Origin of the sequence: Ruminococcus sp. NATIVEDY161, from assembly GCF_045819895.1 — a bacterium.
GTDB lineage: Bacteria > Bacillota > Clostridia > Oscillospirales > Acutalibacteraceae > Ruminococcoides.
Genome location: NZ_CP162392.1, coordinates 2,090,502 through 2,115,230, shown reverse-complemented (window position 1 = coordinate 2,115,230; position 24,729 = coordinate 2,090,502). Strand labels below are relative to the sequence as shown.

General features: G+C 44.1%; 17 protein-coding genes. 3 read left to right on the top strand and 14 right to left on the bottom strand.

What is annotated here, in order from left to right; genetic code table 11:
• Window positions 1-163: 163 nt before the first annotated feature.
• Window positions 164-1,030 carry a deoxyribonuclease IV gene (locus tag AB1I50_RS10085; protein WP_407723896.1) on the top strand — a complete coding sequence of 289 codons (867 nt, stop codon included), beginning with the start codon at window positions 164-166 and terminating at the stop codon, window positions 1,028-1,030.
• Between the two features lie 60 nt (window positions 1,031-1,090).
• On the opposite strand, the gene AB1I50_RS10080 is transcribed toward AB1I50_RS10085, so the two are convergent.
• Genes AB1I50_RS10080 through AB1I50_RS10070 form a run of 3 tightly spaced genes read right to left on the bottom strand, consistent with a single transcriptional unit; the run spans window position 1,091 to window position 4,546 of the window.
• On the bottom strand, window positions 1,091-2,287 hold the full coding sequence (locus tag AB1I50_RS10080) for a polysaccharide biosynthesis C-terminal domain-containing protein (RefSeq protein WP_407723895.1): 1,197 nt from the start codon (window positions 2,285-2,287) through the stop codon (window positions 1,091-1,093).
• 24 nt (window positions 2,288-2,311) lie between these two features.
• Window positions 2,312-3,502 (bottom strand): non-hydrolyzing UDP-N-acetylglucosamine 2-epimerase, encoded by a 1,191-nt coding sequence (gene wecB, locus AB1I50_RS10075; protein WP_407723894.1) that lies wholly within the window; start codon window positions 3,500-3,502, stop codon window positions 2,312-2,314.
• A 9-nt stretch (window positions 3,503-3,511) separates the two neighbouring features.
• Window positions 3,512-4,546: a polysaccharide biosynthesis protein gene (locus tag AB1I50_RS10070; protein WP_407723893.1), complete on the bottom strand. Its 1,035-nt coding sequence runs from the start codon at window positions 4,544-4,546 to the stop codon at window positions 3,512-3,514.
• 253 nt (window positions 4,547-4,799) lie between these two features.
• Between AB1I50_RS10070 and AB1I50_RS10065 the strand changes: the two genes are divergently transcribed.
• On the top strand, window positions 4,800-5,492 hold the full coding sequence (locus AB1I50_RS10065; RefSeq protein ID WP_407723892.1) for a 5'-methylthioadenosine/adenosylhomocysteine nucleosidase: 693 nt from the start codon (window positions 4,800-4,802) through the stop codon (window positions 5,490-5,492).
• A gap of 111 nt (window positions 5,493-5,603) precedes the next feature.
• Here AB1I50_RS10065 and AB1I50_RS10060 read toward each other — a convergent pair whose 3' ends face one another.
• The 5 genes from AB1I50_RS10060 to AB1I50_RS10040 all read right to left on the bottom strand — a co-directional run bounded on the left by AB1I50_RS10060 (window position 5,604) and on the right by AB1I50_RS10040 (window position 10,442).
• Window positions 5,604-6,017: a DUF1893 domain-containing protein gene (locus tag AB1I50_RS10060; RefSeq protein ID WP_407723891.1), complete on the bottom strand. Its 414-nt coding sequence runs from the start codon at window positions 6,015-6,017 to the stop codon at window positions 5,604-5,606.
• Entirely contained in the window at window positions 6,018-6,593 is a 576-nt protein-coding gene (locus AB1I50_RS10055) for an ECF transporter S component (protein WP_407723890.1), read from the bottom strand.
• A gap of 17 nt (window positions 6,594-6,610) precedes the next feature.
• Window positions 6,611-7,615: a DUF362 domain-containing protein gene (locus AB1I50_RS10050; protein ID WP_407723889.1), complete on the bottom strand. Its 1,005-nt coding sequence runs from the start codon at window positions 7,613-7,615 to the stop codon at window positions 6,611-6,613.
• Window positions 7,616-7,746: 131 nt separating this feature from the next.
• Complete coding sequence (locus tag AB1I50_RS10045) at window positions 7,747-8,895, bottom strand: nucleotidyltransferase domain-containing protein (RefSeq protein ID WP_407723888.1); 1,149 nt, start codon at window positions 8,893-8,895, stop codon at window positions 7,747-7,749.
• Window positions 8,896-8,954: 59 nt separating this feature from the next.
• Entirely contained in the window at window positions 8,955-10,442 is a 1,488-nt protein-coding gene (locus AB1I50_RS10040; RefSeq protein WP_407723075.1) for an IS5 family transposase, read from the bottom strand.
• A 280-nt stretch (window positions 10,443-10,722) separates the two neighbouring features.
• On the opposite strand from AB1I50_RS10040, the gene AB1I50_RS10035 reads away from it, so the two are divergent.
• A complete protein-coding gene (locus AB1I50_RS10035; protein ID WP_407723887.1) occupies window positions 10,723-12,843 on the top strand; it encodes a metallophosphoesterase family protein in 2,121 nt (706 codons plus the stop codon).
• 97 nt (window positions 12,844-12,940) lie between these two features.
• Here AB1I50_RS10035 and AB1I50_RS10030 read toward each other — a convergent pair whose 3' ends face one another.
• The 6 genes from AB1I50_RS10030 to AB1I50_RS10005 all read right to left on the bottom strand — a co-directional run bounded on the left by AB1I50_RS10030 (window position 12,941) and on the right by AB1I50_RS10005 (window position 24,728).
• A complete protein-coding gene (locus AB1I50_RS10030; RefSeq protein ID WP_407723886.1) occupies window positions 12,941-13,699 on the bottom strand; it encodes a hypothetical protein in 759 nt (252 codons plus the stop codon).
• Between the two features lie 37 nt (window positions 13,700-13,736).
• The gene (locus AB1I50_RS10025) at window positions 13,737-15,197 is read right to left on the bottom strand and encodes an oligosaccharide flippase family protein (RefSeq protein WP_407725337.1); all 1,461 of its coding nucleotides are present in this window, start codon (window positions 15,195-15,197) and stop codon (window positions 13,737-13,739) included.
• A 53-nt stretch (window positions 15,198-15,250) separates the two neighbouring features.
• Window positions 15,251-16,411 carry a glycosyltransferase gene (locus AB1I50_RS10020; protein WP_407723885.1) on the bottom strand — a complete coding sequence of 387 codons (1,161 nt, stop codon included), beginning with the start codon at window positions 16,409-16,411 and terminating at the stop codon, window positions 15,251-15,253.
• Between the two features lie 33 nt (window positions 16,412-16,444).
• Window positions 16,445-17,629, bottom strand: coding sequence for a glycosyltransferase (locus AB1I50_RS10015; protein WP_407723884.1), 1,185 nt, complete (start codon window positions 17,627-17,629; stop codon window positions 16,445-16,447).
• 134 nt (window positions 17,630-17,763) lie between these two features.
• Entirely contained in the window at window positions 17,764-23,583 is a 5,820-nt protein-coding gene (locus AB1I50_RS10010; RefSeq protein WP_407723883.1) for a phosphodiester glycosidase family protein, read from the bottom strand.
• 62 nt (window positions 23,584-23,645) lie between these two features.
• On the bottom strand, window positions 23,646-24,728 hold the full coding sequence (locus tag AB1I50_RS10005) for an EpsG family protein (protein WP_407723882.1): 1,083 nt from the start codon (window positions 24,726-24,728) through the stop codon (window positions 23,646-23,648).
• Between the last annotated feature and the right edge of the window lies 1 nt (window position 24,729).

Below are 24,729 nucleotides of genomic sequence, written 5' to 3'. Positions count from 1 at the left end.
CGGGTAAGGGTTAAAAATCTACAAACCGTTGGTTGATATGGAGATTTTTTGTTTTAATTTAAGTATACTTTCGCTCTGCTGCGATGTCAATACTGTCGTAAAATTGATTTTTTACGGTTTTTGATGTATTATAAATGTGAATTTCAGAATTTGAGGTAAAGTTATGATATACATAGGCAACCACGTTTCGGTATCAAAGGGATATCTCGCCATGGGCACGCATGAGGTAGAGCTCGGCGGAAACACCTTCGCGTTCTTTCCGAGAAATCCGCGCGGCGGAAAATCAAAGTCCGTTTCCGCTGAGGATATCGCTGCTCTGCGCGATTATATTCACGAAAACAATTTCGGAAAGCTCGTTGTTCACGGCGCGTATACAATGAACATCTGCGCCGCGAAGGAAGAAATTAGAGCTAACTCACGAGAAATGTTGCGTGATGATTTAATTAAGCTTCAAAACCTGCCCGGCAATTACTACAACTTTCATCCCGGTTGTCACGTAGGTCAGGGAACGGAGACCGGCATTAAGCTGATTGCGGAAAACCTTGTAAGCGTGATTGATGAGGTTGAGCGCGAAAGCGGAGCGCTTAAAAATATAATTTTGCTTGAAACAATGGCAGGCAAGGGCAGTGAAATCGGCGGAAGGTTCGAGGAGATAAAGAGCATTTTGGATTTGGCTGTTTCGCTCGGCGGAGAAAGCTTCAAGGACAAGCTCGGAGTTTGCCTTGACACCTGCCACATTTGGGATGGCGGCTACGATATAAAAGCCGACCTTGACGGTGTTTTGGCTGAGTTTGACACGGTTATCGGGCTTGACAGGCTGTACGCGCTCCACCTTAACGACAGCAAAAACGTCTGCGGTTCGCACAAGGACCGTCATGAAAAGCTCGGTGAAGGCTTGCTCGGAGAAGAAGCGTTAAAGACGGTTGTTCAGCATCCATTACTCCAAGACCGTCCGTTTATTCTTGAAACGCCGAACGACGACAATGGCTACGCAAAGGAGATTGCAACTGTAAAAAGCTGGATAAAATAATAGAACTGTCATTCCGTAAGCGTGGAATGACAGTTTTTTATTATGCTTTTATTATGCTCATTAAACAGGCTCAAAGAAGGTGTCGGGGTGGTTGGGGTCAAACTGCTCGTTTGCCCACATCAGGGTAACGAGGTTTTCCGTTTCGGACAAATTGATGATGTTGTGCGTCCAGCCCGGAATCATATGAACCGCCTCGATTTTTTCTCCCGAAACCTCAAAAGCAACCTTTTCGTTTGTGTGGATATTGCGCTCCTCAATCAGCGCTCTGCCCGATACAACAATGAAAAACTCCCACTTTGAGTTGTGCCAGTGCTGTCCCTTGGTGATACCAGGCTTGCTGATGTTTACTGAGAACTGACCGCAGTTTACGGTTTTTAGCATTTCAGTAAACGAACCGCGGTCGTCGCAGTTCATTTTAAGCGCGAATTTGAACTTTTCGGCAGGGAGATACGACAGATAAAGGCTGTAGAGCTTTTTGGCAAAGCTGCCTTTCGGAATATCGGGCATAACAAGCGTTTCGGGCTGAGATTTAAAACTATTAAGCAGATCGACAATCTCACCGAGCGTTACTTTATAGGTCAGCGGAACATAGCAGTATCTGCCGTTATTATTCTCTACAGGAATTAAGCCATCATAGTCGCAGTGTTTTTCCTTACCCTCGAGCAAATCAAACATACCCTCAACCAAGTCGTCGATATAGAGCAGCTCAACCTCGGCGTTTCGGTCGTTCACGGTATATGGCAGGTCGTTTGCGACAGCGTTGCAGAAGGTGGAAACGGCTGAATTGTAGTTCGGGCGGCTGTGCCCCATCAAGTTCGGGAAGCGGTAAACCGCAACCTTTGCACCTGTTTCCTCGCCGTACTTAAATAGCAATTCCTCGCCTGCAAGCTTGCTTTTGCCGTAGTCGCTTTGACCGTATCTGCCGATTAAAGTCGCCTGAATTGAGCTTGAAAGCATAACCGTGGCTTTGTTATTATTCTTTTTAAGAAAATTAAGCAAGGTTTCGCCAAAGCCGAAATTGCCCTGCATAAACTCGTCGTTTGTTTTCGGGCGGTTAATTCCTGCAAGGTTAAAGACAAAATCAGCCTTTTGACAGAATTCATTTAATTCTTCTAAGGAATTATCTATGTCGTATTCATATATTTCTTTTATAGAAATTTCAGGACGTGTGCGGTTCTTTCCGTCGCGAATATTTTTAAGGTTTGCGCACAAGGCTTGACCTACCATTCCCTTCGCGCCTGTAACAAGTATATTCATATTGAACCTCTTTTTTCAAGTATATTAATTGCCTGTCGAGGCGCTTGGCTTTCTCCAGACCATCTTGTTAACAACGCCTGTGTAGGACTGTATAATTTTGATTACCTTGTCGGACACATTCTCGTCAACATAATCGGGAACGGGAATTCCGAGGTCGCCGTTTTTATTCATCTCGACCGCGGTATCAACCGCCTGAAGCAGGCTTTTTTCGTCGATACCTGCAAGGATAAAGTCAGCCTTGTCGAGTGCCTCGGGACGTTCGGTGGAGGTTCTTATACAAATTGCAGGAAACGGCTTGCCGATTGAGGTGAAAAAGCTGCTTTCCTCGGGCAGTGTTCCGCTGTCCGACACAACCGCAAAGGCGTTCATCTGCAAACAGTTGTAGTCGTGAAAGCCGAGCGGCTCGTGCTGAATAACACGGCTGTCGAGCTTAAAACCGCTCTGCTCCAAGCGCTTTTTTGAGCGTGGATGGCAGGAGTAGAGAATAGGCATATCGTACTTTTCCGCCATTTTATTGATTGCGGTAAAGAGTGAAGTAAAGTTTTGCTCCGTGTCAATATTCTCCTCGCGGTGAGCCGAGAGCAGGATATATTTTCCTTTTTCAAGTCCGAGCTTTTGGTGAATATTTGAAGCTTCAATCTGCTCGAGATTGTTGTGAAGAACCTCTGCCATAGGCGAGCCTGTAACATAGGTTCTCTCCTTGGGAAGTCCCGTATCGGCAAGGTAGCGCCTTGCGTGCTCGGAGTACGCCATATTGACGTCGGAGATAATATCCACAATTCTGCGGTTGGTCTCCTCGGGCAGGCACTCGTCCTTGCAGCGGTTGCCGGCTTCCATATGGAAAATCGGAATGTGCAGACGCTTTGCGCCGATTACGCTCAGGCAGGAGTTTGTATCGCCCAAAACCAGAACCGCGTCAGGTTTGATTTCAGCCATAAGCTGATATGACTTTGCGATGATATTTCCCATTGTCTCGCCCAAATCAGCGCCGACAGCGTTGAGATATACATCGGGATTGTCAAGCTGTAAATCCTTAAAGAACACGCCGTTTAGGTTGTAATCGTAGTTCTGTCCGGTGTGGGCAAGGATTGTGTCGAAGTACCTTCTCGCCTTGTTAATCACCGCCGCAAGACGGATAATCTCGGGGCGTGTGCCGACGATAATCAAAAGCTTTAGCTTACCGTTATTTTTGAAATTTGCACCAAAATTTTCCATAGCTATTCCTTATCTATTTAATTCATCGTTTACGTAGTCTGTGGTTAAAATCTTCTTAACCGTACCCTCAACGTCGAGCAGATTGGTGTTGTGGCTGGTATAGGACTCGTCCGCCTCAGTGTCGACAACACCCTTTACCACAAATTTATCGTAGTTCAAATCTCTGCTGTCGGCGGCAACACGGTAATAATTTCCCATATCCTCGGAGCGGAGCTTTTCTTCCCTTGTCATGAGGGTTTCGTAGAGCTTTTCGCCGTGACGTGTACCGATAATTTTTGTTCCGGTATCTCCGAAAAGCTGCTGGACCGCCTTGGCGAGAACGCCGATTGTTGAAGCGTCAGCCTTTTGAATGAACAAATCTCCGGGGTTCGCATTCTCAAACGCGAACTTTACAAGGTCTACAGCCTCGTCAAGGTTCATCAGAAACCTTGTCATTTCCGGATTTGTTATGGTTATCGGATTTCCCGATTTTATCTGGTCGATAAACAGAGGGATTACCGAGCCGCGGCTGCACATTACGTTGCCGTAGCGAGTACACGAAATTACCGTGCCGCCTCTTTCCGCGGCAACTCTGGCATTAGCAGTTACAACGTGCTCCATAAGCGCCTTTGAAATTCCCATAGCGTTAATCGGATACGCCGCCTTGTCGGTGGAAAGGCAGACAACGCGCTTTACTCCGCAGTCGATAGCCGCGTGGAGCATATTGTCGGTTCCCTCGACATTAGTGCGGACAGCCTCCATCGGGAAAAACTCGCACGACGGCACTTGTTTTAACGCCGCGGCGTGGAAAACATAGTCAACGCCCCACATCGCGTCCTTAATTGACTGTGGATTGCGCACGTCACCGATATGAAATTTTACTTTATTAGCGTAATCGGGAAAACGTGCCTGCAAGTCGTGGCGCATATCGTCCTGCTTTTTTTCATCGCGCGAAAAAATACGGATTTCACCGATATCGGTTGTTAAAAAATGCTTAAGCACGGTGTTGCCGAATGAACCCGTACCGCCTGTAATCATTAATGTGGCACCGCTGAATGATGACATAATGCTAACCCTCTTTACAGATATTTTTTAATGTAAATGTCCATTTTTAAATTATACTTTTATGATAATTGTTTGTCAATAGATAACGGCTATAAATACACGCTTGAAGCGCAGTGGAAAATGATTTTTCGCCGTATACTTTTGCAAAAGCATAAAATCAATATTACCTGCAAAAAAGGTTGAAGATTTTTTACCGGCGTGTTATACTTAAACCGGCAATAAAATACATCAAAAACAGAGAGGAGCTATAAAAATGATTGGCATTATCTGTGCGCTTAAGATTGAGGTTGACGGTCTTAAGGCGCTTATGGAAAACCCCGAAATCACCAAAAAAGCAGGTCTTGAATTTACAAGCGGTAAGATTTTTGACAAGGACGTTGTGCTTTTGGAGTGCGGAGTCGGCAAGGTTAACGCCGCTGTGGGCACTCAGATTATGATTGACCTGTTTACACCCGACGTCGTTATCAACTCGGGCATCGCCGGAAGTCTGTCGAAGAACCTGATTATCGGTGACATCGTAATCTCTACCGACACTGTCGAGCACGACTTTAACTGTATGGCGCTTGACGAGCCGAGAGGTCAAATTTGGTTTACCGACGAAAAGAGAATTAGTATGCCTGCCGACAAAGAAGTTTGCGACAAGCTTGTTGAGTGCTGTCAGGGACTGGGCTCACACGTGCTTACCGGACGTATCGCTACCGGCGATATCTTTGTAAGCTACCGCTCAAAGCGCGAGTTTATCGCTATGGAATTTGACGCCCTGTGCTGCGAGATGGAAGGCGGAGCTGTCGGCCACGTTTGCTATATGAACAAGGTTCCGTTCGCAATTCTTCGCTCAATCAGCGACGACTTCAAGTACAACAAAGCTGAAAACTACGAGGACTTCAAGGAGCTTGCCGCCGACAGAGCGATTAAAGCTATCAAAAAATTTATTCAGATGGATTAAATAATAACAAAGAAAATCAAAACTTAAAACATTGCAAAAAGTGGGGTTCGGTCTTGACCGAACCCCACATTTGTTTTATTAGGTTTTTATTGCCTAAATTAAAATCAATTCCTATTTTTTGATTATTTTCATTTTTTCGCGCAAGGCGTTATACGCCGCGTCGCAGTCGTCAATGTTTTCGACCGTCTGCTCCATTGGGCATACGCCGTCTCCCCTGCGGTTTATAATTTTTCCGGTAAGCTCCTTGTACGAAAAAGGTGTGTTGTTTTTTTCAAGGAACTCCGCCGCGGATTTGGACATCACCACGCCGTAAACCGAGGCGATTTTCGCCTTGACAAAGAGCATTGCAGCCGCCTTGCCGACGATTACATCCGCAGCCGAATATCCGTCAAGGTCAAGCCCCTGCGCAATAAAGCGCATCATCGGAGAAATTCCCCTGCCGTCGTCGGTGAAAAACTCGCCGTTTTTGCACAGGCAAATGCTGTGACCTTCTAAATTCCTCTTTGCAATTTCAATATCGGTCATTTACTTTTCCTTAACCAAAATTGCCCTGAGTCCGATTACGATGAGCGGAACCGCGATAAGCTGAATTGCAAGTCCGAGCCAGCCTGCGAGGATTTGGCTCCAAATCATTTCCGCCGTAAAGGGCGCAACACTTTGGAAAATAAACGCCAATCCGAGGAAAGCCGCCCTGCCTGCAAGCTGAGCCGCAAGCACTGCCGGAAATGCCCAAAGACCGTTTTTGTAAATTTTGTTGGAGAACAAGCCCGAAACAACCGCGAACACCGCAAGCTCCGCCATCATAAACGGAAGTCTTGCGAGCACAGGCATGGGATTGCCCATAAGCGAGGTGAGCGCGAAGCTTGCAAGCGGAGAAAGTACGCCTACAAACATTGCCCAGCGCCATCCGAGGAGACATCCGCCGATGAGCACAGGCAGGTACATTGGAAGCAGCTGAACACCGCCGGGCTGACCTAAAGCGAGGTGTACAAGCTGAGGCAGAACAACCGCAAGCGCGATTAAACCGATTGAAACTAAGGTTTTACAGGTTATTTTTGTTTTTGAAGCCGCGTTGTTTTTTGTCAAAACATTTTCAAGCATTACAAAGCTCCTTTCGATTACAGTGTAAACGGTTTGAGGTCTTTAACCGCTGTTTTTTGGTCGATTTTCTGCTCGCCGTTGTCGAGGTCAATGAGAATATATTTGTCGTTGCCCATTCCCATTTCCTTCATACAGCTGAGCTGGCGGTGGCCGTGGCGCGTCTCAATACGCTCAACAAGCGCGTGGTTTTCATCCTCGCGCATAGCGTAGATTAAGTCCACACATGCCTGGTCAATTGCCAAAATATCGTTTGACGCCAAAATTCCTACGTTCGGCGTTACAACCGGCTCGGCGTCAAGCCCCTCGCAGTCGCAGGAAACCGACATATTTCTCATAACATTTACATAGGTGATGTTCTTGCCAAAGAAGTCAATCGTCGCCTTTGTCGATTCGGTAATGCGCTCCATAAGCTCCTCTGTCGCGATTGACCACATATCCTCGCCCTCACGGGTGTGTATCCACTTTTTGCCGATTCGTCCGTCAGCGCAGCCGATTCCGATGTTCTTGTTTGATCCGCCGAAGCCGCCCATTGTGTGTCCCTTGAAGTGGGTTAGCACGAGCATTGAATCGTAATCGACCATCGTCTTGCCGTGGCACATCTCCTTCATCCACTTGCCGCCCTCAATCGGCAGAAGAACCGTACCCTCGGAGTCCATAATATCCACCGGACAAAAAGTCCATCCGTTGACCTTGAGAGTTTCAAGGTGCTGTTCGGTGGTGTAGCGGTCGCCCTCGTAGTAGGTGTTAGTCTCTACGATTGAAGCGTTTTTAAGCTCGGGCTCGCCCTGCATAAGCTCCTTAACCCAGCCGTGAGGAATGATGTTTGGGCCGTGCTGTTCGCCTGTGTGAAGCTTAACGGCGATTTTTCCGTTCATATTCGCGTTAACCTTCTCGTAGACCTTCTTTAGTCCTTCGGCTGAGAGGTCGCGTGTAAAATAAACGATGGACTCGTTGCCCGTCCGCTCGTCATACGGAACGTACCTTTCGCCGCCCTTGCCTGCGGTTATTTTTTCGTTTGACATAAAATTTCACCTCTTGTTTTTTATTATACATTATTATTTTAACATCTCATTTTTCTGTTTACAATAATCATTTTAAGCAAAATATAATAATATATCAAAAAATCAACATCCGCAGACTGCGCCTGCGGATGTTACTCGTTATATCTTCCTCTGTTTTCCTTTTTCTTAAATTTCCTTAAGCCTTTTATTTCTCCGAACATTCTGTTAGGATACTTTACAAATCCTCTGATAGGGCGGTACATAATCCAAAACGGATATAAAACCGCGTGACGGTAAACAAGAGGATGCTCGCGGCGTAAGCTTTCCCTCGACGGAAAGATACGTCTCATGGCGTATTTTCGCTTTGCCGCTGTGCTGTCATCGTTGCTCAGCTTTTGCATTAAAAGGTTTTCCTTTGTTCCGTGTGTGTTTGAACCTGCAAAAAACATAAGCTCATCAAGCTCTTGCTCCGAAAGCTCCTTAAACCCGAATACTTTACTCGCAAGCACGCTCATGCCCTGCTCGAACTCCGACAAATTCAACCGCTTTAATTCAGCTTGGATATAATCATTTTCCGACAACCCGTTGAATTTTTTCCTGAACATATAAATATCGAGCAGTGAACGCAAGCCTGTTCCGCACTGAACATAATGCTTGCGCAGATGACAAATCAAATAAATATACAAATCCTCGTTTGTCATATGATATCCGCAGGTACTGTCGTCGTCTTTGACAAGCTTACTTTTTATATCCTTAAAATAGTTATACCATTCGTAATCGTCAAAGCTGTCAAACAGAAACCTGTGCATTTCAAAATCAAGCTGAGGAGGCTTTTCATACACATCATGGTTAGTCTTGCCGTAGAGCTTACATTTAAAGCCAAGACCTTCCATAATATCTTTTACTTCCTCATATTTTTCGCAGTCAAAAAGAATGTCGTTATCAGACATCTCCCTCATCGCGGTTTTGGGGTAATAATCCTTTAGCACAATCCCCTTCAACGGCAGATACCAAATACCGCTGTCCTCGAGCTTACTCAGAACTTTTCCGCGTTCTGTATTGAGCAGAGAAAGCCTGCGAACAGCCTTGAACTTTTCCTCTCTGAATTCACCTGAAATTATGCCTGCGTTTTCGAGCGCGATAGCCGCAGCCGCTGACAGAGACTGATTGCGCGCAAGTTTAAGAACCTTGTCGAGGTTCATTTTATCGCATATATTTTTTTCGGGAGTTTCGCCGTTTACCGCGCAAGATACAAGATATACTAAATCTTTCGCGGTTTTTAATAAATCGTTGCTTTTCATGCTCCGCTTCCTCTGACTGAAGATACTGCTTTGAATTTATTTTAATTAGTCTCTGCTCATTAACCGCACGAAACGGATATGAGGTTATTTTTCAGCTTCAGCAGCATTGATATTACGTCGTACAGGAATCCCAAAAATCGGCGCAAAGAACCTCTTGCTAATTTTTCGAGGTTCAATACCAGTAGGGAAAGCGCAATGGAACAACGGGTCGTTGTATCGAGCTTCGTTCTGATGAGTCCCAAGCCGCAGCATCTCTTTGCGAGGCTGAAGCCTCGCTCGACTTCGATACGATCCGTGTTATCACTGTATGCAGTTTTGCGTTCCTCCGGCGTCGGTTCTTTTTTTGGACGCCCCAAAGCCGGACCGGATATACGGATACCCTTGCTCTTGCAGAAAGCTCTGTTGTTCCGATTGCGGTATATCTGATCGACCAGCACCCTTTCGGGATAGCGTCCGGTTCGCTTGCGGTATCTCTCTATTGCCGAGATGAGCACATCCGCTTCATTGTAAGCGTCAAAGGATAATCTCTCTAACCGTGCGAATCCGTTTTCATCAATGCTCATATCCAGCTTTGCACCGAATTCTACCGGAGCTTTTGCTTTGCCGCGCACGATGGGTCGGATATACGGCTGAGAAATACTGACGATGCGGTCTTTGACGCTGTGAACATTGTTGTCATACATGTACTTTTGCTGTTCATACAGCTCTTTGATGACCGTTAACCGCTTGGCTTGCTTTTCGGTAAGAACTACTCCGTTGGCTAATACAAACATATCGATATAGCCGAGGTCTCGACGAATATACTGAAGCTGCTGCTTGATCGCCTTGCGGATCTTTTTCTTGGTACGCTTTTTGCATTTCGCCAAATTCAGATAATCTTTTCTCGCGTTTTTGCGATACATCCTTGGCTTGTAAAAATTGTAGGTATAGCAGATATCGTCTATGATGGATTCAAGATTTTCTCTTGCCTCGTTCAGCAGATTGATGTCCTGCGGGTAAGAGATGTTCTGAGGAGCACAGGTAGCGTCAAGAATCAATGTGCCTTTGTTGTCTGCTTCGGATTTCTCATTCTCTTTGCTTTCAGCATCCTCGCCGCCATCGGAGTGACTGTTGTTATCCGAATCATCGTCTTCATTGTTTTCAGGCAGATTGAATTGGATCATCATTTCGTTGATGTCTTCAAGGATGTCATCTGTCAGACGTTTGCGAAACTCTACCAAAAGTGACGGCGCAAAAGGCGCTTCATAAGAATATCCCGGAAGTCCGATAAAGTATTGGTAGTAGGCATTCTCCTTGATTTGCTCGACAAGCTCACGGTCGGAATAATCATATTTCTTCTGGATCATCAGCGACCCGAGAGCTGTTTGTAAAGGTTTTGCCGGCATACCGGTCTCGCTCGGAAACAGCGCGGCATATTTTATCTCGATGTCGTACCACGGTATACTCGCAGCCTTCTTTACCCAGCGGTTCTCAGGATCCATCTGCATCCCTGCGGGCTGATTGAAATCTGTAAAACTCATTTGTTGATTTCTATGGAACTTATACATACTGTCCTCTAACTTAAGTGCAAGCTTTTTTATTGCTCTTGATTATTTTCTTGCACTTATTATAGCACATTTCGATGAAAAATGCACTGTTTATCGAGAATTTTACTGATTGCTTGTTTTGAAGGCAGTGACTAATTATATATTTAAATTTTTTTATTGTCAATTCCATTTAAATTGCAGTAAAATATGCAATTTTTCCTGATTTGGAAGTATAAGTGGAAGGGTATTTTATTAAAGCTCTTTCGCACAGGCGTTTTATTATTATAATCAGGAGGTAAAAATGGAAATTAAAAACATCTGCGTAAGCTATGACATAGACCGCAACTGCCCTCCGAAAAGGGCATCGGTAACCCATGTCAACGACGTAAACACAAGGATAATTGAGCTCACACTCAGACAGGGTGATGATAAGCTCAACCTTGATTCAGGATGTACGGCAAGCGCCTCGATTGTTGAGCGCGTTACAAAAAAGCTGATTGCAAGCGGAATAGAGTGCGAAATCAGCGAATCGGGCACTGTTCTTATACCCGTAGACAATCTGCATTTCCGCGACAAAATAGACATTAACATTGAGGTTTCGGTAAGCGACAGCTCCGACGGACAGGTTTTAACTTTGCCCTACCCCATCTGGATTAGAGTAAATCCTTCCGTGCTCGATGAAGCGGAAGTCACTGATAAATCTCTCGGCACAATCCCTGAGCTTATAGAAGAAGCAAAGGAGCTTGTCGAAAGCTATCACTATGAGCTTACCGATGAGGACGCCCAAAAAATTGCAGCCGAGGTCGATGTAACCGGCAAAGAAAATACATCCAATAAGAAAACAATAATAAATAATCAGTCACAAACAGGTGACAGCGACACAAATTACCCGACAGTCGGCGCGGTGAGGGATTTTGTCAATTTTGTAAAGGACGATTTGGAGGATTATGTTGATGATGAAATTGGCGCAACTCCACAATATGTAATCGACGAGAGCGAAAGCGTGCTCGCAAAGGCGTTTGCGCATAAAGGTCTCGGCAGAACAATCCGCTTTATTGCTGTATCGGACAGCCACAACGACGCGACAAAAACCTCGCACGACTATACGCGCGTGAGTAACTTGCACTGCGGACAGGCAGTCAAGTATATTGCGGATAGAATTCCGCTTGATTTTGTAGCCTCTCTCGGCGATATGACGTGGGCAGGTGTTGCGCATACGACGGCGCAATATCAAACCGATTGGCTAAAAGCCGATATTCAGGAAATGAATATGTTCCTTAAGGATGGTTTTAGCGGAGTGCCAAACATCAGGTGTGTAGGCAATCACGACCAGTGCGCTACCACCGGCAGCGGCGGCACGGTGAGCCGCCTGCAAAACAACGGCGCGTATCAGTACTTCGGCAGGTATAACGCCGGCGTAAATGACGGCCTGAGCAACTACGGCTATTACGATATTGATAACGTAAAGCTCAGAATTATTTATCTCAACACATCTGATACGGTGAGTACATCCACGCAAGGTACGCTGCTCGGCGTATCTCAGGAGCAGAAGAATTGGCTCTGCGAAACTCTTATTGACGTAAACTCAAAGAGCGACGCGGCGAATTGGAAAATCCTGCTTTTGTCGCACGCTCCACTTGATATGGTATCAGGCATAGCCGCCGATATTCTTATTCCCTATACAAACGGCGGAACATACGGCAGCTATACCTTTACAAACCACAGTGCGAAGATTATCGGTAACTGCCACGGTCACACACACTGCTACAATATTGGATATATCTCGGATGTAATCCGCAGATTTACAATTCCGAATTCTAATTTTTACGATAACAATCACTACAAGGACAACGCGAATTATTCGGCGTGGAACGAGGACACCACATATCCGAAAACCGCGAACAGCCGTACCGATACATCGTTCTCGCTTGTAACGGTAGATTTGGACAACCTGACCTGTTATGTTGACAACTATGGCGCAGGCTACGACAGGGAATTCAGCCTTGATTATAAGTCTGCTCCTGCACCGGTTAATCTGTTCGATAAAAACGACGCGGATGTGGTATTAAGAGCGCGTTTCAATTCCTCACACGTTCCGGCAAGCTGGGACGCAAGTCAGCTTATAACAGGATTTATTGAAGTAACGGCAGGAGATACGTTTACTGTAAGCGGAGATAACACGCAAAACTTAAACGTATACACAGGCGTTGCACAGCTCTATAATTCTAATAAAGAATATATCGGCATTTATTCCTCGCCCGTTCAAGATCCCACCCATCAAAAATGGGTATGGGCAGCGGATTACTTATCCGGCAGCTTAGATACCTCTGTAGCTCCGAACAACGGAACAAACAGCGGTGCTGCATATATCAGGTTTTGCCTTGCCTATACCAATATTGATAATCTTGTTATCACAAAGTAAAATTCATTGACAACCCTATTTTAGGAAAATAAGAACACCCCTGACGGAACTTGTACACACTTGTATAAGCTTTGTCAGGGGATGTTTTTCTATTTTTTTATTGCTTAAAGTTAGAATCCTTTTTTAAGTTTTCCAGTATAACATTAATATCCTTTAGCACGGCTGTTTGCTCGGGCGTAGTTACATTATAATCCTTAACATAAATCGGAGTTTCTTTGTAAGTTCCCAGCTTATATCCGTCGGTTTCGCGAAAATACAAATCAAAAACAGGAGTTTCATCAACAGAGAATTTTACGCTGTCATCTTCTACGTCTACTTTAACCTTATCTTTCCACTTGTTCGGGAACTTTAATGTAACCAACGAGGTTTTAATATCAAACGTTCCCTTATCCTCTTCTATTTCTTCTCCCCGAACAAAGTCGGAATTCTCAATTAATCCCTGAATTATATCGTTTACACCCTGCTGATACTGCGTATATCTCTCGTAATTTGGGGAATCCTTTGAAATTTCGGAAACGTTCATATAAACAACCGTATTTTTGTCCTTGCCGACAATTGTTCCGACAAGTGCCTGACCTTTTCCGCCGAAAACGAAGGCGAAGATTTCTTTTTGATCGTCCTTAACCGAGAAAGATACCGTATACGGATCTTCACCGGTTACCTTATGGTCTACATTTTCCGCTATAGATTGTCTAAGCTTTAAGTCGGCATACGGTGTTGTAATTTTATCATACGACACGCTTGTAGTTGCTTCATCAGCAGCAGCCTCTTCAGAATTGGATTCGGTATTTGAACCGCATGCACAAAAAGCCGAAAGGCATAAAACCAACAGTACTAAAGCAAGTATTCTTTTCATTTTCATACTCCTATCTTAAATCATTTCTTCTTTTTTATTACTTTTTTATAATTGAACCGAACAAGGTTTTTTCGTATTTATTCAAGCCGAAAAGCCACATACACAGAACATATACCGACACCATAATTATGCCGTTTGCTATTACTGTCAACCAGCTTTCCGAAAAGAAAAACGAAAAACCAAATCCGAAGCAAACCGCTATTGCTGCCGATGGAATTATTCCCTTCATGATTCCTTTGTAGTAGGCAAATAAATTTATGCCGATTTTTTTGACAAAAATAATGTTCATTACCACAATATCCCCGACTATCAGGGAAATAAAAGTTCCGAGTGTGGCGCCAATCAAAGGCTGCCATTTAATCAGAATAACAGTAAGCAAGATGTTCGCAAGCACTATTCCCATTTTGAGGAACGATTGCTCTTTATGCTCGTTTAACGCCCACAAAACCTGAGTTCCGATTGCCTCGGTTAATACCAAAACATATGCGGTCATCAGTATAAGCGCAACCAAATACGCATCCTTATTTTCAGCACCTGCCCATAAAACAACAAATTGCTGTCCGTTAACCAAAAATCCTGCCCAAATCAGCATTAATACCATAAAGATTATTCTGCCAATTCTAACCATCTCATCCGACAGTTCCTTTGGAGTTGCTTTTCGTTCAACCATACTGACAATTCCGGGCATCATAACTCCTGTAAAGGCGGTTCCGATTGACTGAAAATACTGTACAATCTGAGTTCCCACACCGTAAACCGCGAGAATAACCGCTGAAGAAGCTACCAGCGATCCGATTAAAACCTGGTCTATCGAGGCGTTTAGCTGAGTAGCAATCATCTGAAGCAAAATCAGCGACGAATAGGCAACGATTTCTTTTATAAAAGAAGCTTTTATTCCCTTATACATTGGAAATATTTTTAATTTGAAGAAAACGTAAACCACAAAAAACGATCTGCACAAAACCGTCATAACAAGGTTGACCGTTACAATACCAATAGAACCCATTCCGGATTTTACTGCCAAAAATGTAAGAATCATCCTGAATATTATTTGTACAATAGAGCTTCCCCGCGACACTGAAAAACGTTCGTACGCAATCAGGACATTTGCAAAAGGAACCGTTCCAAGCGTAACCGCTGAATTTATCATTGTTATAGCCAGCAATTTTTGACCGAGGACCGTCTCGTCCGGAGACAATCCTTTCGCAAATGCAGTTGGAAAAATCAAGACAAGTATTACGCCGATAATAATTGCTATAATGGCAATTATTATGTAAAAAACAGTTGCAACGCCTAAAAACTGACTTTGCTTTTTATTGTCTCCGTCGACTCTGTATTTCGCTACATATCTTGTAATAGCGTTACCTACTCCCAAATCCAGAAGCAGCAAATATGCGTTTATTGCAATTGAAAGCTTATATACGCCAAATTCTGATTGTCCCAGTGTACGGATGATATACGGAGTCAACAGTAAAGTTGAAATCACCTCTAATACCATCAAAACATAGGACAACATTACTCCGACTTTTCTGCTCATTATCTTACTCCGTTTTAAGGAAATAATGTTTTTAACTTTTCACGAAAAGTTTTATCAAGTTGTTCCAGCGCTGCCCGGCTGTCATATTCATCGTTAAAATCAATTTTCATTATAGCCTCAGCAATTTCCTCCGGCGTCTGATTATCGTAATAATAAATCATACTTCCGACCTCAGACTGCTCAATTGCAGGAATTCTTATGCTGACCACTCTGAGCCCGTTAGCCATATACGACAGTATCTTGCTCGGAAATGAAGTGGCGTTAAACTCAGCGTCGGGATTCTGCGGACTGAGTCCTATATCACAGCTTTGGAGAAAATTATTATAATCCCCGCCATACAGAACTCCGTCGTACGTAACCTTAGCTGAGGCGTTTTCCTGAATTTTTTCCAAATTGCTTTTGAACTCGCTTACCTTTTCAGGCGAGCCGTATCCAAGGATATGAATGTGATAATTTTCAGGAAGAAACCTTGCGGCTGCAGCAGCGTTCAATCCGCCTTTGCGTACGTCAAGAATTCCTGCGTAAACACAATGAATTACTCTGTTTGACATATCGCCGGATTTGCTTTTGAATACATCAACGTTTGTATACGGCTCAGAACGGTATGTTCCGTTTACGATAAGCTCCGGTTTTTTATCACCGTTTATCTCACGACTTAACATCGACGTGGAAAAAATATATCCTTTTCCGAGCTTAAGAGTGTTTATTTCTTTTTCTCGCAAATGACTTTTTCCGAGAACATCGGAATAAATTTCCTCCGCTTCATATACAAAGTCTTTTCCGTTTCTCTTTAACAATCGCGCCGTTTTAAGAAGATAAAGCGAATGATAAATCAGCACGGAGCAATCGCTATTGCATACAATTTTTTTGATATATATTTTTTTGCTCAGCCAAGAAAGCTTTCTGCCGAGCAAACGCAAGATACGGAATCTTGAGTTAAAGCAATTAAAAAACCTGACTGTAACATCGCCGGCTTTTTTTTGATAACCGCTGTCCTTTCTCCACAAGCAATCCCTTATATCGCTTTCGCAAAAGGATAAAACCTCAACCTGATAGCCCTCTTTAACCATTGCCTCGATAATATACTGCATCTTTGTGTCAGCTGAGGGAGCTGTTCTTCTGCATTTACTTTCATCGGAATCGCTGAAATATCCAATATAAAAAATCTTTTTCACTTATAAGCTCCAACTGTTTGTAATAATTAAAAATCAAATATTAAAATACAAATCCAAATATTCTTTATATTTTTCCGATTTGCTGAAACCGGCAGCTCGGTCGATACAGCTTTGAGCGTCAAACGGTTTCTGCGCTGAAATCCGTATTATCTGTTTTTCCATTTCGTCTACGTCATCTTTTTCAACCACCACGCCGGACTCAGCATTAATACATTCGGGGCTGCCGCCTGTATTAAAGGTAATTACCGGCGTACCGCAGGCGTTTGCTTCAAGATTCACCAATCCGAGAGTTTCTTCTCTGGTGGGATTGACAAACACATCAGCCGCGGTATAAATTCCGGCAAGCTCGTGTTGGTTTTCAGTTCTGTGTATTCCTAAAATATTTGAAGGAAGCCGCTTGTCAACATCATTGTCAGTTCCGATTAACACAATTTTGTACTTTTCGCAGTCAAGTCTTTTCGACAGCTCTAAAAATACGTCCAAGCCCTTGCGTTTTTCCCATTTGTACGCAACTCCCAGTACGATGAAACGAGCTTCCTGATTATATTTTTCTTTAAAATCACTCTCGACAGGCTTAAAGACTGAGCAATCTATTCCATTGTAAATAACCTTTACAGGATAGTTTCCGAAAAAGGACTGTTTAACCTGTGCCGCAAGCCATTTTGAAGGGGTAACTATAGTTAAATCCAAGTCAGAAAACAGCCGTTTTTTATTCTTAAACAAATAATTACTCCTGTCAAAAAACAAACTGTAGTGATTTTTGACAGGACATTTTTTACACTCTTTTTTCCACTGACCGCATTGCACAAGATCGTAATATGTACAATAGCCGGTAAAAGCCCAGCAATCGTGAAAAGTCCAGATTATTTTTATTTTTTTCCTTTTCAGATATTCAAAAAGCAGCTCCAAATTGACATTGTGGCTGTGAAGATTATGCAAATGAACAATATCCGGAGATATTTCCTCTATTTTACTAATAAGCCTGTTGGTTGACTGCTTAGTACAAAATCCGTATTTGCCCGAAATTTTTGATTTTAAAGCCTGAAGCTTTACCTCTTTTTCAGACATATATTTTATTGCATTCGGACTTTTGGAGTTTCCGATAGCGTATAAAATATAATTCTCAATTCCTTTTTCCGTTAACAGTTTGCTGATTTCCGAGCAAATTTTTCCGGTGCTTCCGCTTTCGTAAACACTGTTAATCTGAACAATTTTCATATTATCTATCCCTATTTTGACTCATTAATTCTGCCGGAATTATTATTCCGTTGTCCGCCGCACGCCGCGTGGAGGCATTAATGATGTGCGACAACCTGCCCAAAACGGGCAGGCGCTTTTAATATCTAAAAGCATTATTCTTCAACATAAATACTCTTGAGAGTATCAATCTGATCCTGTGTCATTCCGCAATCAAGCAGATAAGCATTAGCGCTTGCCTGAATATTTGACGCGGGATAATTATTTTTAAGACCGTTTACAACCTTCATTACATCCTTACCGTATGCGCCTACGCTAAGCATATACTCTTTATTCAAATAACTCTGAGGAACGCCTATAATAGCTTCAAGCAGACATGCAACTGTACCTGTACGGTCTACGCCGTGTGTACAGTGGAGATATACGGGATAGTTGTCGGGATTAGCAAGGTCGGTAAATACTTCCTTTACCTTAGCTTTTCCGGCTGTGGTGAATATCTCATCGTAATAAACCATATTATAAACTTTATGCTGAACTCCGTCACCGAGAACATTTCTGGTTACAACAGAGGGTTCACGCAAGTCCATATCGGTCTTTACTTTGTAAGTGTTTTTGAGGCTGTCAATACCCAGAGCAATATACTCCTCGGGATAATGATATACAGCATTGTCAACCTCGCCGCCGCGAATCAGAACACCTGACTTGATATCCTTGCCGTCAGTAGTCTTAATGTAGTCGATATCACCGATATCTCTGCCGTTGGGAATACCGTCGATAATACCCATCATTTTTCCTTCTGAATCGAAGTTGTAGTACCACTCTCTGAGGTATGTTCCTGTAAGGTACTCCGCGTTAACGTAGAGGTATTGGTTCTTGGCGATTTTATTGCCGTTATAAATAAAGTAGTAATTTCCGTCGTACTGAACAACCTGATAAGCCTTTTGCATCACACCGTTCAAATAGAATGTACCGTCGGGCTGAGGTCCGTTCTTGATGACAATCTTACCGGTTTCATCGAACTGGTAAACGCCGGGCTCAAGCGGGCTGTCCTTTACAAACTTCTCGCCAAGATAAAGAGTAATGTTCTTAGCATACTTGTGGTAATCGCTGATGAAGTAGTAGTTGCCTTCAAACTCAACAAGCTGGTATGCGTTGAGCTTTACACCGTAGTTATAGAAATAACCGTCGGCATCAGGACCGTTCTTGATAATGATTTTACCTGTATCATCAAACTTGTAAACGCCGGGTGCAATCGGAGTTCCGTTTGTAAACTGCTCGCCGAGATACAGTGTGGTGTTCTTAGCGTACTTGTGGTAATCGCTGATAAAGTAGTAATTGCCTTCAAACTCAACAAGCTGATAATTGTTCAGTCTTACACCGTCACGATAGAAGAAACCATCATCCTGCGGGCCGTTCTTGATAATTATCTTACCGGTTTCGTCGAACTCATATACACCGGGCTGAAGCGGTGTACCGTTTGTAAACTTCTCGCCAAGATAAAGGGTAATATTCTTTGCATACTTGTGATAGTCGCTTACAAAGTAGTAGTTGCCCTTATACTCTGCAATCTGATAAGCATAAAGCTTTACGCCGTTGCGATAGAAGTAACCGTCATCCTGCGGACCGTTGAGAATCTGGATTTTGCCATCGTCGCCAAACTCATAAACACCGGGATCGAGTCCGGTTCCCTTTGTGAACTGGCTTCCGATATAAAGAGTTGTATTTCTCGCGTACTTGTGATAATCACTGATAAAGTAGAAGTCTCCGTCATACTCAACAATCTGATAAGCGTTCAGCTTAACGCCGTCGCGGTAGAAGTAACCATCATCCTGCGGGCCGTCCTTGACGATAAGCTTACCGTCATTGTCAAAGCTGTAAACGCCGGGATCGAACGGAGTTCCATCTGTAAATTTACTTCCGAGATAAAGAGAAACGTTTTTAGCGTACTTATTATAGTCGCTGATGAAGTAGTAATCGCCTTCATACTCAACAAGCTGGTAAGCGTTCAGCTTAACGCCGTCCCGGTAGAAGAAGCCGTCGTCCTTCGGGCCGTTATCAGGCTGAGGCGGATTGATCATTCTGCCTTCCTGATCGAACTGATACAAACCATTTTGAAGGAGTCCGTTTGTACGTGTGATTACATAGTTTCCGCTTACTGTAACGTATCCGCTGTTGATATAGTAGTAATAACCGTCTTCCTTAATCAAGCCTGCAGCGAAGGGCACGCCGTTCTTAAGGTAAGTAGTTACATACTGCTCTTTGAACAAGCCTGTGTAATCAGACTCATATTTACCGATGAGCTTACCATCCTCGGTGAATTCATACATCTCAGGATCATTGTTACTCTCATAAACCATTGAGATGCCGTTGTGTCTGTAACCCTTGCGGTCAAACGCATAACGGTCGCCGTTGATATCAACCCAGAAAGTATTTGCATGCGGGTTAGCCGCACGACACTTATAGAAGTCAGGGCCGTAGTAGTATTTGTATCCGGTTCCGTCGTAATACCAAACGCCGGATGATAACTTACCGTCGTCGTTGAAGTGATAGGTAACGCCGGTTGTGAATTTATAGTCGCCCACATAAGCGGAGTAATCGTTCTGGAACAAATACCAATCTTCATCAACCTGCTGCCAACCGGTAACAAGCTTGCCGCCGATAGCATAGTAGGTTTTGTCGTTGATTTGAACTATGCCTGTTCCAAGCTCATACTCAACACCGCAATCCGAACAAACGAACTTGCCGTTAACGAGCTCATAGCTGTGACCTTTTGCAGGAACAATTGTACCCCAGTCAACAACAGAGCCGCACTCTTCGCAATAGGTTCTGCCGGTAAAGCCTTCCTCTGTGCAGGTAGCGGCTTTGTCCTCAACAGCCTCTGCTGTGTGCTGGTGCCACATACCGTTAGCCTTATTGCCCAAAAGCTTTGTATCAACCGAGATATTACCTAAGAATGAAGTTTTTGAGTTATCTGTAAGACCGGCTGTGCCGTTTACAACCTCAACATCTACATAAACCTTAGGCTCGCCGTATTTATTAAAGCGCTCCTCTGTTGTGTAATGAACAGCAGTTGCGCCGTCGCCTCCTACAGTGGTGTTCTCATCGAACGACCATACTCGTACAGGAATGCTTACAAGCGTCTGCTCACCTGTGAGAGTGCAGTTACCTGTCTTTTTAACAGTTACCGTAGCAAGCTTTGAAATTTCGTTATAGGAATACTCTGCCGTATAGCCTTCTGCCGGGATCATGTGGTCAAGCTCCCATGCATTAGCAGTATTGAGCTTGAGAGTTGCCGTAGCGGAATCTACCTGAGCAATGTCGGATGCAACAAGATCCGCATAGTATATAGAACCGGACTCGGGCACATTGTTTTTGTCGTTATGACCTTCAAGGCTTACAAGCGCCTTTGAAGAACCGGTGTCAACAGTGAGTTTTCTTGTAATATAACTGAAGTTACCGATTTTATCACTGATCTCAAATTTGATTGAGTGGCTGCCCTCGGAAAGAACGACGTTCTTGACACCCATGGTGTTGTCCGAAGCACTTACGCCGTCAAGCTTAACGCCGTCAACATAAATAGCTGCCGTGCTGTAATCCAGACCTTCCGAGTTGGAAGCTGCGAAATCGGCAATGTTAGCGTCAAACGAAACTGTGTTAGAACCGATCACCGGATTGTTAAGCGCGATATTTGTATCGCTCAGACAATATGTGGGATTAGTGATGAGGGGAGCGTCACGGTCGTCAACAGCCGAGCTGTAGTCGAGTGTGAATTCATCAAAATAGTATGTAAGCTCTTGTGCGCGTGTGGGCTTGATGTACATACGTAAGAACGAAGGCTCTCTGTAGGTAGTGCCCTTCGGAGCAGTAAGTGAATAGTAGTCTGAGCCTGTAAGGTCGGCTTTGAGATATACCCATCTGTCTTCGGGAATATCAGCTTCAGTACAAGCGTTAAGGCTTACCATCTTCTGCTGGTTCTCTGAATAGAACTGGAAGTTGAGCTGAGTACCGCTTGTGCCTTCGGGATTCTTGTAAACGGTGAGCTGCATAGCCAGAGCACCGCTTGTATCGTCTACCGGGTTGCAGAAGCCCTCAGGAACATAGCACCACATACCGAGCGAAGTCGCCAGTTTGCCGTTAGCTACGTCACGGAGCACATACTGATCCTGCACATTGTACAGAATAGCGTAAACCCATCCGTTGAACTCAACGTTGCGGAAGTCAAAATTGACGCCGAGAGCGTTGTTGCCGTTGTGGACCTGTCCGCCGTTTTCCTTTGTTGAAAGGAAGGTGTGCGACTGCTGGCTGAACGAGATTTGTCCGCCCGAGATAAGTGTTTTAAGCTGATCTTCTTCAGCAACGCCGTTCTCGGTCAGCCATTTCTTTACGTCTTGGTCTCCGCCGTACCAGTTGGAGACATCGCCGTCTTCAAAGTCCCACAGAGTTTCTGAACCCTTGCCGTAGGTGATTGAATAAACGAGCTCCTGATTTGTCGGGAGATACTTTGCCGTAACTACCGTACCGGTCACGGTTTCGTCTGATGTGGCGGTGAAGGTAAAGCCGTCAATCGTTCCGGCGCCTTCTACCGATGAGGTGATTTCAAAAGCATTAGTGTCATAATAAACATTTGCTTCACCGATTTTTGCAACGATCGGGATATTGATCTTTCTGGGCTTTTCAGCTGTGGAATACGACAGAATCGTAGACGCAGCCGAAAGCTCGAGCGTTGTGGGATTGGCAACATGGATAGTCTTGCTTCCGACAACCTTTCCGCCTGAATTCATCTGAATATCAACGTCTCCGGTAGTTCCGTTTGATGTAAATGTGCCGTTCTGAATAGTACCGAAGCTGCTGTCTGAAAGCGACCACGAAGCGTCGGCAGGCATATCCATGGAATAGCCGTGAGTGTCGATCGCCTCAGCACTGAAGGTGAATGATGAACCGGGAGCGAAATAATCATAATTGCCCTTGATGTTAACATTATTCAGTTCTCCAGTGGGAGCAACATTAGAAACAACAAATACGCTGTGAATGGTAGGACGCTCCGCGCCGTCGCAGGGAACGCAACGCATCGCAAAGTTATCCTCACCTGCACGCTTTGTAATAAACGACGATGAACCGCCGCCGTCGCAGTTGAATGCCCACTTACAGCCGAGAGCAAGCATAGCCTCGCCTTCCTCATAAGGGCTGAAGCCGACTGAGTTGTTGGCATTACGGCCGTCGTTCATAACAAGAACAAGAGTTCCGTTCTCTTTAACACCGATCATCGAACGGGCCGCTCCGCTGCCGCGGTTTGCCTTGGTAGTAACGAGCTTGCCGTTTTTAACAACCATTGCAAAGTTTGCGGCTACAGCCTGCCACTCGTCACCGCGGAGACCTTCATCAGAGGTTCTGAGTTCGCAGTAACAGCTTCCGTCATCGTTTTTGTAAACGCACAGAATTGATTTAGCTAAACCGCTGTGGAAGTTATTGATATCATTATTCGCGTCAGCAAGAACCTGTCCGTTGTATACAAGATACGAATACGGTGCGTTGCTGTCATATGCCAGGGCTGTGTTCATACCGCCGACAACATTATATCCGAGATTATTCTCGTAATAAGCCGCGGTTTCGGTAACGCCTGCCGCCTTCTGGTTTTTGACATTTGTAAGATCCTTGTCTATTCCGTAGTATCCGGGAACGATAGATACATCAGGATTAGACGGGTCCACTTCAATAATGTGCATAACCTGTCTGCGGCTGCCTGCCGAGTTGTTCAGAACCATCTCTGATTCAACAGCAGCGCCGGGCACGAGTGTGTAATCTTTTTTAGAGATTACGTTGTAATAGTTCTTTGTTCCGAACGTTGCTTTGTCATAAACAACGTTTTCCGTATCCCAATTTTCCATTGCGGAAACAGAGGCAAACGGAATCACGCTGATAACCATAAGTACGCACAAAACTGAAGCTACTACTTTGATTAGTGCTTTCTTTTGCATAGAGTTCTCTCCTTTTGAAATATTTATACGATCGCCCTCAGGCAAAAATATACTGACTGAAATCAGGCTGTTTCCCAGAAAAATCTGTATGGAAAAGTCATGAGGTCGTTCTTCTGATATACAACCATAAAGAAATATACGCCGAACAGTAATATAAACGCATAACGTGAGATAACGGCAATTTGATTCCATCGGACACTTCTGCTCTCAATAATCCGGGGAATTACAAGCGGAATGAAAATTATATAGTAGTAATTCATTCTCATAGCAACGGTATGGAGCGGTGCGAACATTTGGAGCACAACCGCAAGCAACAAAAAATTTCTCATTCCTATTGTATCTTTATCAAGCTTCTTTTCGTCCGGAATCAAGAATGAAAACACCGCGAGAATTACTATTACAGCCAACATTGTATACGAACCGGTCAACGTAATACTTGTCTCGTACTTTGTAAACGACGACAGCACCGTACCCAAAAGCAGGAATACCGGCTGATTGAAAACAAACAGCAAAACCAAAGCCGGAATTACAAACACAAGCCATTTCCTTGTAACCCGCAAATGGTACAGCGGATACATAAACAGAATCATAAATGCGCTCGAATGGAACAGTACGGCAATTACAACAACCAAAATAAAAAAGACCGGTTTTTTTCTTCGTACAAATTCAAACGCCAAAAATCCAAACGATACCGCAATAGACTGTTTTAAGGCGCTGAACATTACGACAAAATTAGACATATTTATAAATAAAACGATTGTCAGTGCCGCATCCGGTGAATGCCGGACATAGCCGTAAGCCAAAAAACCAATGCTGAGAACCGCGGAAATAACAATAATCCATCTAAAATCAGAGGAAATTGAAGCTACTGCCTTCAATAAAAAGTTATTGGCATACTCAAAGCTTCTTGTCAGAGCCGCCGGCCAGCTTTTAACGCCTATGCTTCTGAAAATAGCTTTATAGTTCATAAGGTCGATTCCGATTTTCTCGTTCCTGAGAACCAAAAGCAAAAACAAAATGATAAAAAACACAATCAGCGCAATTTTTGATTTTTGTTTCCAGCCGACTATTTTCAATGTGCCGTTTTGTATATTAAAATGCTGAATAAGTATCGGCAAAACGACCAGCAAAACATACGGCCACACT

What these genes read in the sequence shown, in the direction of transcription:
- AB1I50_RS10085 (WP_407723896.1), top strand. Translation starts at nt 164, where the DNA reads ATGATATACATAGGCAACCACGTTTCGGTATCAAAGGGATATCTCGCC.
- AB1I50_RS10080 (WP_407723895.1), bottom strand. Translation starts at nt 2,287, where the DNA reads ATGAATATACTTGTTACAGGCGCGAAGGGAATGGTAGGTCAAGCCTTG.
- wecB (WP_407723894.1), bottom strand. Translation starts at nt 3,502, where the DNA reads ATGGAAAATTTTGGTGCAAATTTCAAAAATAACGGTAAGCTAAAGCTT.
- AB1I50_RS10070 (WP_407723893.1), bottom strand. Translation starts at nt 4,546, where the DNA reads ATGTCATCATTCAGCGGTGCCACATTAATGATTACAGGCGGTACGGGT.
- AB1I50_RS10065 (WP_407723892.1), top strand. Translation starts at nt 4,800, where the DNA reads ATGATTGGCATTATCTGTGCGCTTAAGATTGAGGTTGACGGTCTTAAG.
- AB1I50_RS10060 (WP_407723891.1), bottom strand. Translation starts at nt 6,017, where the DNA reads ATGACCGATATTGAAATTGCAAAGAGGAATTTAGAAGGTCACAGCATT.
- AB1I50_RS10055 (WP_407723890.1), bottom strand. Translation starts at nt 6,593, where the DNA reads ATGCTTGAAAATGTTTTGACAAAAAACAACGCGGCTTCAAAAACAAAA.
- AB1I50_RS10050 (WP_407723889.1), bottom strand. Translation starts at nt 7,615, where the DNA reads ATGTCAAACGAAAAAATAACCGCAGGCAAGGGCGGCGAAAGGTACGTT.
- AB1I50_RS10045 (WP_407723888.1), bottom strand. Translation starts at nt 8,895, where the DNA reads ATGAAAAGCAACGATTTATTAAAAACCGCGAAAGATTTAGTATATCTT.
- AB1I50_RS10040 (WP_407723075.1), bottom strand. Translation starts at nt 10,442, where the DNA reads ATGTATAAGTTCCATAGAAATCAACAAATGAGTTTTACAGATTTCAAT.
- AB1I50_RS10035 (WP_407723887.1), top strand. Translation starts at nt 10,723, where the DNA reads ATGGAAATTAAAAACATCTGCGTAAGCTATGACATAGACCGCAACTGC.
- AB1I50_RS10030 (WP_407723886.1), bottom strand. Translation starts at nt 13,699, where the DNA reads ATGAAAAGAATACTTGCTTTAGTACTGTTGGTTTTATGCCTTTCGGCT.
- AB1I50_RS10025 (WP_407725337.1), bottom strand. Translation starts at nt 15,197, where the DNA reads ATGGTATTAGAGGTGATTTCAACTTTACTGTTGACTCCGTATATCATC.
- AB1I50_RS10015 (WP_407723884.1), bottom strand. Translation starts at nt 17,629, where the DNA reads ATGAAAATTGTTCAGATTAACAGTGTTTACGAAAGCGGAAGCACCGGA.
- AB1I50_RS10010 (WP_407723883.1), bottom strand. Translation starts at nt 23,583, where the DNA reads ATGCAAAAGAAAGCACTAATCAAAGTAGTAGCTTCAGTTTTGTGCGTA.